12 protein-coding genes are annotated in these 12311 nt (G+C 44.9%); all 12 read left to right on the forward strand.

Translation table 11 applies throughout. From position 1 onward, the window contains the following. Window positions 1–17 precede the first annotated feature (17 nt). The 12 genes from ACMXYV_RS02545 (at window position 18) to fliN (ending at window position 12310) form a co-directional block, all read left to right on the forward strand. Entirely contained in the window at window positions 18–1847 is a 1830-nt protein-coding gene (locus ACMXYV_RS02545) for a DUF294 nucleotidyltransferase-like domain-containing protein (protein WP_415890219.1), read from the forward strand. A 6-nt stretch (window positions 1848–1853) separates the two neighbouring features. Further along, a complete protein-coding gene (locus tag ACMXYV_RS02550; protein ID WP_415890220.1) occupies window positions 1854–2483 on the forward strand; it encodes a 3'-5' exonuclease in 630 nt (209 codons plus the stop codon). Window positions 2484–2653: 170 nt separating this feature from the next. Then, window positions 2654–3007 (forward strand): flagellar hook-basal body complex protein FliE, encoded by a 354-nt coding sequence (fliE, locus tag ACMXYV_RS02555; protein WP_415883415.1) that lies wholly within the window; start codon window positions 2654–2656, stop codon window positions 3005–3007. A 66-nt stretch (window positions 3008–3073) separates the two neighbouring features. Further along, a complete protein-coding gene (gene fliF / locus ACMXYV_RS02560; RefSeq protein ID WP_415891415.1) occupies window positions 3074–4702 on the forward strand; it encodes a flagellar basal-body MS-ring/collar protein FliF in 1629 nt (542 codons plus the stop codon). After that, complete coding sequence (fliG, locus tag ACMXYV_RS02565) at window positions 4695–5708, forward strand: flagellar motor switch protein FliG (RefSeq protein ID WP_415890221.1); 1014 nt, start codon at window positions 4695–4697, stop codon at window positions 5706–5708. The genes fliF and fliG overlap by 8 nt, the downstream gene beginning before the upstream one ends. Window positions 5709–5719: 11 nt before the next feature. Further along, window positions 5720–6469: a FliH/SctL family protein gene (locus ACMXYV_RS02570; protein ID WP_415890222.1), complete on the forward strand. Its 750-nt coding sequence runs from the start codon at window positions 5720–5722 to the stop codon at window positions 6467–6469. A 4-nt stretch (window positions 6470–6473) separates the two neighbouring features. Then, entirely contained in the window at window positions 6474–7871 is a 1398-nt protein-coding gene (gene fliI, locus ACMXYV_RS02575) for a flagellar protein export ATPase FliI (RefSeq protein ID WP_415890223.1), read from the forward strand. Beyond that, window positions 7868–8311, forward strand: coding sequence for a flagellar export protein FliJ (fliJ, locus tag ACMXYV_RS02580; protein ID WP_415890224.1), 444 nt, complete (start codon window positions 7868–7870; stop codon window positions 8309–8311). Before fliI ends, fliJ begins: the two co-directional genes overlap by 4 nt. Before the next feature lie 53 nt (window positions 8312–8364). Continuing rightward, window positions 8365–10110: a flagellar hook-length control protein FliK gene (locus tag ACMXYV_RS02585; RefSeq protein WP_415890225.1), complete on the forward strand. Its 1746-nt coding sequence runs from the start codon at window positions 8365–8367 to the stop codon at window positions 10108–10110. Window positions 10111–10299: 189 nt separating this feature from the next. Then, window positions 10300–10824: a flagellar basal body-associated FliL family protein gene (locus ACMXYV_RS02590; protein WP_415890226.1), complete on the forward strand. Its 525-nt coding sequence runs from the start codon at window positions 10300–10302 to the stop codon at window positions 10822–10824. 32 nt (window positions 10825–10856) lie between these two features. Further along, entirely contained in the window at window positions 10857–11834 is a 978-nt protein-coding gene (fliM, locus tag ACMXYV_RS02595; protein WP_415890227.1) for a flagellar motor switch protein FliM, read from the forward strand. 35 nt (window positions 11835–11869) lie between these two features. Beyond that, entirely contained in the window at window positions 11870–12310 is a 441-nt protein-coding gene (gene fliN, locus ACMXYV_RS02600) for a flagellar motor switch protein FliN (RefSeq protein WP_415890228.1), read from the forward strand. Window position 12311 lies beyond the last annotated feature (1 nt).

The raw sequence follows: 12311 nt of genomic DNA on the forward strand, positions 1-12311 counted from the left end.
CAAAGAGGATGTTGGAAATGCCTGATTCTTTCAAAATGACAAATTTGCCATTCAGTTTGCTGGATGGGAAGGAGCAAGATCTACTGCGTTCAAGTCTGGATATAGGTTATTACCAGAAAGGCGAGTACATCATGACGGCGGGCGAAGAGCCTGAAGGTGTCTTTGTTATTTTTAAAGGAAAGGTAGGTGAGAGTGAAGTTCAGGAGGAGGGGAGTGATACTCCTGAGCATGTTTTTGTTCACTATACCAACGAAGATTACTTTGGTGGCTGGTCTGCTATTCGAGGTAAGGCGATACATAATTTTATCGCTGAAGAAGAAACAATTTGTCATATCTTACCGACTAAGATTCTTTTGGACCTTATGTCGACAAATGGATTATTTGCAGATTACTTTCAGCAAAATTTATCAGCCAAAACAGAGATAGTCCAACAGCACGGTAAAGAACAAGACATGGCCGAATTTATGTTGGCTAAAGTGTCTGATGGTTTAGTCCGTGAACCGTTGGTTGTTCTTGAAGGTACATCAATTCGTGAAGCAACTCTGCTTATGCGCGAAAAAAAGGCAGATTGTATTCTGGTAAAACGCGGTAATCGATACGGCATGGTTACGGGGACCGATTTATTAGATGCAGTGGTAGTTAATGAGTTGGCGATGGATACGGATTTGGCTGAGATCGCAAGCTATCGTCTAATCACAGTGCAACCTGATGACTATCTATTTAATGCGCTAATTATAATGACCCAGCAGCACATTGAGCGTGTTGTTGTGATGAAAGACGGCGAAATGTCAGGCATTGTTGAGCTGACCGATGTGTTGAGTTATTTCTCCAGCCATTCTCATGTGATTGGTTTGCGAATTGAGCGTGCACAAACAGTTGAAGATCTAAAAGAAGCTGAAAAAGGCCTAGATGATTTGATTAAGGCGCTTGTGTCGCAAGGTGTAAAAACTCGCTTTGTGATGGATCTATTGGCTGCGATGAACGGCCGTATTATTGCTAAGCTATTCAATATCATGATCCCAAGTGATATGCAGCCACATGTCTGTTTGTTGGTGATGGGTTCGGAAGGGCGTGGTGAGCAGATCATGAAAACTGATCAGGATAACGCCATTATTCATAGGGATGGTTTGGTGTGGCCTGAAATGACTGAAACACTTAATCGTTTTAGTCAGACTTTGATCGAATTTGGCTTTCCTCCTTGCCCGGGTAACATCATGGTATCTAATCCAGAATGGGTTAAATCTCTGGGTGGTTGGACACAAATGTTAGGTGATTGGGCTGACAGATGTGATGGTGATTCGCAAATGAATCTAGCGATTGCTGTTGATGCAAAGCCTGTAGCGGGTAATCCGGCAATCTTTAAGGCTAGCCGAAACTGGTTTATGAGGCATCTGCGTAATAATGATGTTTTCTTCTCTCATTTTGCTAAAGCTTCCCTTGAGTTTGATACGCCATTGACTTTCTTCGGTAACTTAAAAGACAAGGGGCAGCTGGATATTAAAAAAGGCGGGATTTTCCCAATTGTGCATGGGATACGCACGATAGCTTTAGAGCATCGTATTAAAGTGACAAATACCTTTGAGCGTATCGAGGCTTTGACAGAGCTTGGTCAGCTAAAAGATAAGCACGGTAGAGAAATTGCTGAGGCTTTGAGTTTGTTTATTAGTCTTCGATTGAGGCAACAGGTAAAGCGTATGGAGTGTAGCGAAACGGGGCATGATCAGACCCCCAATATTATTGAGCTGCAGTCTTTAGATAAGCTTGAAAGAGAACTCCTGCGAGATGCGTTGCATATTGTTAAAGGTTTTAAAAAGCATCTTGAGCTTAGGTACCACCTTGGAGGGTAAGTTTTAATGATCATACCCAGAGCGGTAAGAAGAATAAAAGAGAAATATGACCATAAGTCTGGTCCATATGCTCACCTGTTTGATGCTTACGACGGTGACGAAGTTGTTTCTTTAGATTGTGAAACGACTAGTCTTGATGTGAAGCAGGGGGAAATTGTCTCGATTGGTGCGGTTAAGATCAAAGGTAAAAAGGTTCTTACGAGTGATCGTTTGGATATTAAGCTTAAGCCACCCAAATCACTGACGGGCGAATCGATTAAGATTCATAAGATACGTGAAAGTGATTTAGCTGAAGGTATCGATATTGAAGATGCTCTAGAGCAAGTTTTGCAGTTTGTCGGTAATCGTCCAATTCTTGGTTACTACGTTAACTATGATATCCGTATGTTGGATAAATTCATTCGACCGCAATTTGGTTTTGGTTTGCCGAATAAAGCGATTGAGCTGTCTCATGTTTATCACGACATTATTAAATGGAAGTCTGTTGGTGGTAATGTCGATCTACGATTTGATACGATTTCTAAAAAATTAGATATACCAATGCTCGAGAGGCATACCGCTATTGGCGATGCTCTAACAGTGGCGTTGATGTATGTGCGTCTTAAGTATGGAGATCCACCAGAAGCGCATTATTAATTAGATGTCAAAAGAATAGCGGGCCATTGGCCCGTTTTTTGCTTTTATCTACATATAAAAAGTGAAATCAAGTATAAATAGACAAAAAAATGTCGTCTTGTTCTTGGTTTTTACCTTGATGAAGTAAATTGACTGTTTATAATGTCAATAAATTGCCGTTGGGTGTGGTTATGGTAGATAGAGCTGACATAAATAGTGTACTGATGCAGATGAGGACGATTAAGACTCAAGTGCAGAGCGTATCTCCAGAAATGATGTCGGGCATGGTCTCTGAGCCAGGTGCTGTTAAGCCCTCTGATCGAACGGGATTCGGTGATATATTAAAGAATGCGGTAGACGCAGTGAGTGAAACTCAAGCGGATGCCAAAAAAATGGCGGTTGCATATGAGAAGGGAGATCCAACGATCGATCTTCCACAAGTTATGATCGCTGCAGAAAAAGCTTCAGTCTCGTTTCAAGCGATGACACAGGTGCGAAATCGATTGGTTTCGGCCTATGAAGACGTAATGAAGATGCCAATCTAACAATAAATAGAATTAACGGGATAAGTGGCAGTGGCAGATAGCGCAGAAACATTAAGCGGAAGCCCAATGCTTGGCTTTAATAAGCTAAGTATTGTTAGGCAGATAGGTTTGATGGTTGGTCTAGCGGCAAGCGTCGCTATTGGTTTTGCTGTTGTGTTGTGGTCGCAAAAGCCTGATCAGCGTGTTCTATTTAGTAATCTTAATTTCTCTGATGCTAACCAGATTATAGAGCAGCTTCGCCTTTATAATGTACCGTATAAGTTTGATGCTGATGGTCGGGCGATTTTGGTCCCTGATGAGTATGTTCATCAAGCAAGACTTAAACTGGCTTCCGAAGGTTTTACTTCTGATAAGACTGTAGGCTTTGAAATTCTAGATCGTGAGCAAAGCCTTGGTACCAGTCAGTTCATGGAAACGACAAAATATCGTCGTGGTCTTGAGGGTGAATTGGCTCGTACAATTTCTAGTATGACTGCTGTGCGTAATGCGCGTGTTCACTTAGCTATTCCAAAAGATACTGTCTTTATCCGAGATACCCGTAAACCGACAGCTTCTGTATTTCTTGAGTTGTTCTCTGGGCGTCAACTAGAGCGAGATCAAGTTGCATCTATTGCTAACTTGGTGGCTTCAAGTATTCCTGCGTTAAATGTTAAAGATGTGACGGTTGTAGATCAGCGCGGCCGTCTGCTAAATATGCGTGATAAAGACATTAATGTTGTTTTGGCTGCTAAGCAATTGGAGTACACGCGTAATTTAGAAGAAACCATGCTCAACCGTGTTAATAGCATTCTGCAGCCGGTTGTAGGTATGGGGAGTTTTCGTGCCGAAGTTTCAGCAGATGTTGATTTTACGGCCGTAGAACAAACAGATGAATTATATAATCCTGATCTTCCTGCGCTTCGTAGTGAGCAGACAATGGATGAATCAAGAGTTGGCGGTGCTGCGCCAGTAGGGGTGCCAGGAGCATTGTCTAATCAGCCTCCAGGGCCAAGCAGTGTGCCTGAAGAAGCATCCGGCGAGGGAGTGTTGGCTAACAACGGTGCGCCAGGCTCTTCTCGTAAACAAGCTACGCGTAACTTTGAATTAGACCGTACTATTAGCTACACCAAGCATCAGCAGGGTCGTGTACGTCGTTTAACCGTCGCGGTTGTAGTTGATGATCTTTCAAGCGTCGATCCATCAACAGGCGATGCTCAGCGTACCCCATGGCAGCAAAATGAGTTAGAGCGTCTGCGTATTCTGGTTCAGGATGCGGTAGGTTATTCTGCGCTTCGCGGGGATAGTGTGAATGTTGTAAATACACCATTCGTTCCAGAGCAGCCTATTGTGACTGAAGATGTGCCGCTGTGGGAGCAAGAGTGGATCTGGGATATCGTTAAGCAGGTTATGGCTGCGGTATTTGTTCTTGTTCTAGTGTTCGGAATTTTACGCCCTATCCTTAAAAACCTAGCATCAGCTGGTACTGCGGGTAATGTGGCTGGTTTGGGTGCTGCAGGTGAAGTGTCTGCGGAACTAGAAGGTCTTGATGGCGGTGATTTTTCTTCTGATTCGGTAACTTTTGGTAGCGATGATGAGCTACTACCAACGCCAAATGAAAGCTTTGATTATCAGTTAAACGCGATTCGTAGTATGGTTGCGGAAGATCCTGCGCGCGTTGCGCAGGCTGTGAAGCAATGGGTAGGTGACGATGAGTGATGAAGCAAATCAGGATGAATTCAGTGAGATCAATAAAGCTGCAATTCTTCTGATTAGCTTAGGTGAGGCCGATGCTGCTGAAATCCTGAAACATATGGGCCCAAAAGAGGTTCAGATGATCGGTGAGGCAATGGCTCAGCTGAATAATATTCCACAAACAAAGGTGGAATCTGTTGTTGGTGATTTTATGGGTTTGGTAAGTGATCAAACCGGTATTGGTATTAACAATGACATCTATATTCGTTCAATGCTTAATCAGGCATTGGGCGAAGAGAAAGCTAAAACCCTCCTTGATCGTATCCTAATGAGCACAAATACATCCGGCCTAGATACCTTGCGCTGGATGGAGCCTCGTCAAATTGCCGAAATCATCCGTTACGAGCACCCGCAGATTCAGGCGGTTGTTTGTGCCTACCTTGAGCCTGATGCGGCAGCGGGCGTGCTAGGTTTCTTTGATGATAAGCAGCGCCTTGATATTTTGATGCGTGTAGCTGCTTTAGACCGTATCCAGCCGCAAGCATTGCAAGAACTTAATGATATTCTTGAGCGTCAATTTGCTGGCGCAAGTGGTGCGAGTTCTGCGACTCTTGGTGGTATTAAAAATGCTGCTGATATTATGAACTTTATCGATTCCAGTCTTGAAGCTGAATTGATGGAAGGGATTAAAGAGAGCGATGAAAATTTAGCTACAACTATCTCTGATCTGATGTTTGTCTTCGAGAATCTACAAGATGTAGAGGATCAAGGTATTCAGGCAATACTTCGTGAAGTATCTACAGATGTACTGGTTGTTGCTCTGAAAGGTGCAGATGTCGCTCTCCAAGAGAAAGTCTTCCGTAACATGTCTAAACGTGCTTCCGAATTGCTGCGTGATGACCTTGAAGCTAAAGGTCCAGTGCGTGTTTCTGAGGTTGAAGAAGCACAGAAAGAGATTTTGACTGTAGCTCGCCGTCTTGCTGATGAGGGTGAAATTATCCTTGGTGGCGGTGGCGAAGAGATGCTCTAGGCTAAGTGCGTATGTATGAAAATAAAGGTTTTAAACGCATCAGAGCTGAAGAGGCTTCCGAACTTATTGGTTGGGAGTTGCCTCAGGTTGCAGGTCAGCATGTTGTTGGTTTGCAGCAAAAAGATCCTGTCGAAGTAACCGTCGTAGAAGAAGTTATAGCCGCAGAAAAGATTACTCTAGCCGAGCTGGAAGAGATTCGTGAAACGGCACGCATCGAGGGCTTGGCTGCTGGGCTTGAAGAGGGGCGTCTTAAGGGGCTTGAGGAAGGTCGTGTTCAAGGGACGGAAGAGGGTAAAGAGCAAGGGTATAAAGAGGGCTTTCAGCAAGGGGAAGCTGAGGTTCTGCGCTTGCAGGCATTGTTAGGCAATATGCTGTCTGAATTTGAGCTTCCCTTACAGCAGCAAACGGAAACTTTAGAGAAGCAACTAGTTGATATGGTTGTTTCATTGGCTCAAGCAACTGTTGGAGCGGAGCTATCCGTTAGACAGGAATTATTGCGGGATTCTATCAGTAGTTCCCTACGAAGCGTGCCAGAGCCTTTAGGTACCGTTGTTGCCAAAGTTAATAAGGATGATCTTCCTTATCTAGAAAAAATGCTGCTAATGCCAGGTGTGTCCTTGGAATATGTTATTGATGAAAGTATCTCTCAAGGCAGTTACGAACTTCAGGCTGCAAGCACTGTGGTTGAACATAATTTGGATCAGCATTTTGCTACAGTCGTGAAGCAATTTCTCGCCAATGTAGAAAACGATTCGGCATAAACTCATGAGTGAGTTATTGGGTCGTTTATCTAAATATCAAAAGCATCGTCTAGATACACCTCAACCTCGAATTGAGGGGCGTATTACCCGTATGATCGGCCTAACAATAGAGGCGGTCGGTATTAAGTGCGCGGTCGGTGAATGCTGCTATATAGAGTTATCCCCTGATCAACAGATCGAAGCGGAAGTCGTAGGTTTCTCTGGTGATCGGATCTATTTGATGCCGCTATATCCCATTGAAGGCCTGCAGTCTGGCACCAAAGTTATTGCCTTGAGTGCCTCTGGCAAAGTACCTGTGGGTATGAGCCTTCTAGGTAGGGTGTTGAACGGGGTTGGTCAGCCCATTGATGGCAAAGGTCCTCTGCAGCCTGAAGCGGAAACGGGGTTGGCCGGGGAAATTATCAATCCATTATTGCGAGACCCTATTAAACAAACCCTTGATGTTGGTATTCGGACGATCAATGGTTTGCTTACAGTTGGTCGCGGTCAAAGGATGGGGTTGTTTGCCGGTAGTGGTGTAGGTAAATCAGTACTGCTTGGTATGATGACTCGCTTTACCGAGGCTGAAGTCATTGTTGTGGGCTTAATCGGTGAGCGTGGTCGAGAAGTTAAAGAGTTTATTGAGCATAGTCTCGGCGAGGAAGGTCTAAAGCGATCTGTTGTTGTTGCTTCCCCCGCAGATGATTCCCCTCTCATGCGTTTGCGGGCATCTCAGCTATCTACTCGGATTGCAGAATACTTCAGGGATCAGGGTAAAAATGTTCTATTGCTAATGGATTCACTGACCCGCTATGCACAGGCCCAGCGCGAGATTGCCTTAGCTGTAGGGGAGCCGCCAGCAACAAAAGGCTATCCACCTTCCGTATTTGCCAAGATTCCAAAGTTGGTTGAGCGGGCAGGGAACGGCGAAGCTGGAAGTGGCTCAATTACTGCATTCTATACAGTGCTGACGGAAGGGGATGATCAGCAAGATCCGGTGGCAGACTCCGCAAGAGCGATTCTTGATGGGCATGTTGTATTGTCTCGTCGTTTAGCTGAGCAGGGGCATTATCCTGCAATCGATATCGAAGCCTCTATCAGTCGAGCTATGCCGCAAATTATTCAGCCAGATCATCTGCAGATGGCAATGCGGTTTAAGCAGTTATACTCTAAATATAGGCAGAATGAAGATCTGATTAATGTTGGAGCTTATGTTAAAGGTAGTGATCCTGACACTGATTTTGTTATGGATAATTTACCTTCGATGAATGCCTATTTAAGACAGGGGATAAATGAAGCATTTCCTTTGCAGCAGTCTATGCAGCAGATGGTGATGATTCTGACCACGCCGCCAACACCAAATGCAGAGCCCGAACAGCAGCAATTGCGTCGACCTGCAGTAACTAATGGGCTGCAAAAATGAGTAAACGTTCAAAGCGCTTGCAGCTAGTTTTAGATCTGGCTGAAAAAAAGAAGAAACAAGCAGATCAGTTTTTAGCCGCGAGCCGTCAGCGTGTTGAGCAGGATCAACGTACCATGGCTCAATTGGATGAGTATGTCTCTGAATATCAGCAAAGTTACTTAGGAGCGCATGCTGAAGGCTGTACGGGCGCTCAATTGCATACTCAGCAGGCATTTTTAGAAAAAATTCAACAAGCAAAATCGACTCAAGCAAATGCCATGGCGCAGAATAGAAGAGAGCTTCAGGCTGTAGAACAGCATTGGAAGGCTGCATATGCGCGAATGAAAGGTTTGCAGAAGCTCACAGATAAAGCCATTGAGACTGAGCAGCTTGAAGAAGAAAAGGCGCTGCAAAAGCAATTAGATGAACGCTCCCAGGTTATAAAAACACCTTTTATCTAAATTGGCCTTCATCTTGCTTTATTCAAATCAGGCAATATTAATAGGAGCCTGAAATGAGTGAGCAAGTATCCCCGTCTACTGGAGGCGGATTATTATCTCTTAATTTATCTATAACCCCACAAGGTTCGCAGTCTGCGGCCTCCGGGACTGTTCCGTTGTTAGGTGGTTTTGGTTCAGTTCTGAATCAACAGGCTGATTCAGGTGCGCCTGTCGCTAAATTTTCTGGCGGCGGGATGTTGCCGCCTGACGGGGAGGCATTGCCGCAGAAGTTAGAGGAGTTACTGCCTGAAGATCAGATGCAGGATCAGCTTCGCCAAATTGCTCATCTTTTGGAACAGCAGTCGGCTAAAGATTCTCAACTGCCGCCAGAGTTGAGCTCTGAACTGGCGAGAGCGCTGCGCCAATATACTGAACAGCAGCCAATAATGCCGGCCACAAGTGATGGTGAGAAAGAGATAGGATCTATTCCTTCAAATGCTGGTTCGGATAAAGTCGTTTCGGTCCCGAGTAACCCTGGTGTAGCTGCGGTGGGTGGCGAGAATCAAGTTGTTATTACTCCTCCGCCGAAGACTGACTCAGTAGATCCAAATGCAAAGGTTGCTTCTACTCAGCAAGAAGTTGAAGCTTCACGCGCTAATAAAAATTCCGCTCAAACTCCTATTGTGGGAGCGAGTAATTCTCAAGCTCAGCCGTCAGTAGATGTTAATAGTGCTGTCTCTACAGTCCCTACAACGGCTACATCTCCAAATTCAGCTCAGCATACTGAAGATCAAGGTTCGCATCAAAATGCAGCTGCGAAAGACGCTGTTAATGCTGCGAATATTGCTGGTGTTCCTAGCTCAAATGCTCAGCCCCACAATCAGCAAATGGCTCAGCAATCACAAGCTGCAGCTAATGCAGCAGCGGATGCGTCTAATTCACAGCAGGTAGGTGCTAATGATCCGTCCGTTAAGGTTGGTGCTCCATCTGTAAATGATCAGTCAGACACAAAATCTGCTCCAATGAGAGGTGAAAATTCAGTTGCTGTCACTGATGATGCTGAAGTCAAACCGTTTGACCCAACTGCAAGAAAGGTTGAGGTTGATGCTGCGAAATCAGCTAATCGTGCAGTAACAGAGCAATCGGTATCTTCACAGGGCGCTAAATCGGATTTGGTTCTTACTCCCCAGACGGAAAATAGTAGCATTAAGAAGATTGAATCCGCTTTGGATATGACTCAGCAGCTGATGCAAAAAGTGGCCGCAAGTGAAAAAGGGGATGTGACAGCTACACAGGTAGTGGAGCGTTTGGCCTCAAATACTATTGGTCAGGTGAATTCTGCTTCGCCTACAGCGGCTCAAAAGGTTGTTACTGAGGGGCAAAATTTGATGATGCCTCAAAATGTTAAAGTGAATACGCCTGCTTGGAACAATGCGTTGGGCGAACGAGCAATCATGATTGCAGCTCAAAATACGCGAGTGGCAGAGATTAGGTTGGATCCACCCGAGTTGGGTTCGCTTAATATTCGAGTGAATATCAATCAGGATCAGGTGAGTCTTAACTTTACCTCGCCTCATGCTCATGTAAGAGATGCGGTTGAACAAAGTTTACCGAGATTACGTGAGATGTTTGCCGAGCAGGGTTTGGCGCTGCAGGATTCCTCGGTTTCTGACCAGTCTGCAGATCAGCAACGACGAGAGCAGTTTGCAGACGGTGATAGCTCTGGTAACCAGTATGGTGGAAGCGTTGGTGTCGAAGGGGAAGAGGGGGCTCAACCAGAAAATGCTCGATCGGTATCTCTGGTGGATTATTACGCTTAATTGAGCAGTTTGTGAGCTTTGTTTAGCTAATATAATCTATGCTTTTACAAGGCTCTTTGCTCTAAATAGTATTTTTGTGTGTTCTTGATCTTCAGCCTTAAAATCAGTGTGTTATATTAGGCGCAATACTGTTTAAGCGATATGTGGTTCATACTGTAGAGTATCGCGCTTTTTGTTGGAGATATAGAGATGGCTGAAGAGCAAGAAACAGGCGCTGAAGGCGGCGAAAAGAAATCATCTAAGCTCAAGTTGATCATAATTGCTGTGCTTGCGCTTGTTGTCGTCGGTGGCGGTGGTGCTGCAGCTGCTTTATTTTTCTTAGGTGGTGATAGTGAGCCAGCGGGCGAAGAAGCTGCGCCGGCTGAGCCAGTTCGAGCAGAGGCTATTTATACCAAAGTAAGAACGATGGGCGGCAAGCCAATGTTTGTTGTGACTCTGCAGTCGAGTGACAATAGACCGCATTACATGCAGTTGTATGTAGAAGCGAAAAGTCGCGATCAGGCGGTAGCTGATGCTTTGACATTGCATATGCCTTTGATTGTTTCGCGCTTAAATAATCTGTACAGCACTCAAGATTTCCGCACTCTGCAAACAGTTGAAGGTAAAGAGGCTTTGCTAGAAAGCTCAACTGACCTTGTACGCGAGATTATGCAGGAAAAAATTGGTAAGCCGGGTGTAGAAACTATCTTGTTTACTAACATGGTTATGCAGTAATGCAATTTAGGCTGATAGGAGATTATTCCTAAATGTCGGTCAAAGACTTACTTTCGCAAGATGAAATCGATGCTCTGTTGCATGGTGTTGATGATGGGGATGTTGAAACATCTGAAGATGCGGAAGTAGAAGAAGGCGATGTCCGAGGTTACGACCTTGCCAGTCACGAGCGAATCGTTCGTGGCCGAATGCCTACGCTCGAAATGGTCAATGAGCGTTTTGCACGTTATACCCGTATCAGCCTTTTCAACCTATTACGCCGCGCAGCCGATGTGACCGTAGGTGGTGTTCAGGTGATGAAGTACGGTGATTACATTCACACCTTGTACGTTCCTACTAGTATGAACCTTATCAGAGTCAACCCGCTACGTGGTACCGCTCTGTTTATTATGGATGCTAAGCTGGTATTTAAGTTGGTGGATAACTTCTTCGGTGGTGATGGGCGTCATGCCAAGATCGAAGGTCGAGAGTTTACACCAACTGAGACGCGTCTTATCCATAAAGCCTTAGAGCAGTTCTTTATTGATCTTGAAGAGGCATGGGCTCCAGTCAAAGAGCTTACCTTTGAACACCTCGGTCATGAAATGAATCCGGCTATGGCGAACGTCATCAATCCAACTGAAGTTGTGGTTGTGAGTACTTTTCAAGTGGATCTTGAGGGAGGCTCTGGTGAATTTCATGTGGCAATGCCGTATTCAATGTTAGAGCCGATTCGTGATCTTCTCGTATCTGGTTTCCAGAATAGTGAAGATGAAAAAGATGAGCGTTGGCAGATTGCTCTTCAGCGAGATATTTTAATGGCCGGATTGCCATTAGAGATGACGCTTGCGCAACAAGATATGACTTTACGTGATGTTTTGGAGTTAGAGGCTGGCGATGTTATACCGATCGAGCTGCCTGAAAAATTTGAGTTAAAAGCTAACAAAGTACCGGTTTATAATTGCACTATGGGTGTTTCCCGAGGGAATTTGGCCGTTAAAATAGTTGATCAAATCCAACGCCCTAAATAAATGTGCAAGCGATTGTATTATAGAGAGCAAAAGCAATGAGTGATGAAACTGAAGACCAGCAAGCGTTAGCTGACGAATGGGCTGCGGCCATGGAAGAGCAGGTCACCGAAGAGGGTGGCGAAGCTGTCGACCCTGATGCTTTGCTTGCCGAAACAGGTGTGACGGGTGATTCAGTTGAGTTGGACGAGTTAACTGATGAAGGTACGCCAGTCACAGACCCTAAGCTTGATGTAATCTTGGATATTCCTGTAACGCTCTCTATGGAAGTAGGTCAAACTGACATTCCAATTAGCAACTTGTTACAGCTTAATCAGGGCTCTGTTATTGAGTTAGACCGCGTTGCAGGTGAGCCTTTGGATGTTATGGTGAATGGAACACTCATCGCGCATGGTGAAGTGGTTGTTGTAAATGATCGTTACGGTATTCGTCTGACCGATGTGATCAGCCCTCAAGAACGAATCAAGCGTCTTAAGTAAT

Source organism: Neptuniibacter sp. SY11_33, from assembly GCF_047778025.1.
Taxonomy (GTDB): Bacteria; Pseudomonadota; Gammaproteobacteria; order Pseudomonadales; family Balneatricaceae; genus Neptuniibacter.

Bases quoted from the DNA above. Each gene is read 5' to 3' on its own strand.
- ACMXYV_RS02545 (WP_415890219.1), top strand. From the start codon at position 18: ATGCCTGATTCTTTCAAAATGACAAATTTGCCATTCAGTTTGCTGGAT.
- ACMXYV_RS02550 (WP_415890220.1), top strand. From the start codon at position 1,854: ATGATCATACCCAGAGCGGTAAGAAGAATAAAAGAGAAATATGACCAT.
- fliE (WP_415883415.1), top strand. From the start codon at position 2,654: ATGGTAGATAGAGCTGACATAAATAGTGTACTGATGCAGATGAGGACG.
- fliF (WP_415891415.1), top strand. From the start codon at position 3,074: ATGCTTGGCTTTAATAAGCTAAGTATTGTTAGGCAGATAGGTTTGATG.
- fliG (WP_415890221.1), top strand. From the start codon at position 4,695: ATGAGTGATGAAGCAAATCAGGATGAATTCAGTGAGATCAATAAAGCT.
- ACMXYV_RS02570 (WP_415890222.1), top strand. From the start codon at position 5,720: ATGTATGAAAATAAAGGTTTTAAACGCATCAGAGCTGAAGAGGCTTCC.
- fliI (WP_415890223.1), top strand. From the start codon at position 6,474: ATGAGTGAGTTATTGGGTCGTTTATCTAAATATCAAAAGCATCGTCTA.
- fliJ (WP_415890224.1), top strand. From the start codon at position 7,868: ATGAGTAAACGTTCAAAGCGCTTGCAGCTAGTTTTAGATCTGGCTGAA.
- ACMXYV_RS02585 (WP_415890225.1), top strand. From the start codon at position 8,365: ATGAGTGAGCAAGTATCCCCGTCTACTGGAGGCGGATTATTATCTCTT.
- ACMXYV_RS02590 (WP_415890226.1), top strand. From the start codon at position 10,300: ATGGCTGAAGAGCAAGAAACAGGCGCTGAAGGCGGCGAAAAGAAATCA.
- fliM (WP_415890227.1), top strand. From the start codon at position 10,857: ATGTCGGTCAAAGACTTACTTTCGCAAGATGAAATCGATGCTCTGTTG.
- fliN (WP_415890228.1), top strand. From the start codon at position 11,870: ATGAGTGATGAAACTGAAGACCAGCAAGCGTTAGCTGACGAATGGGCT.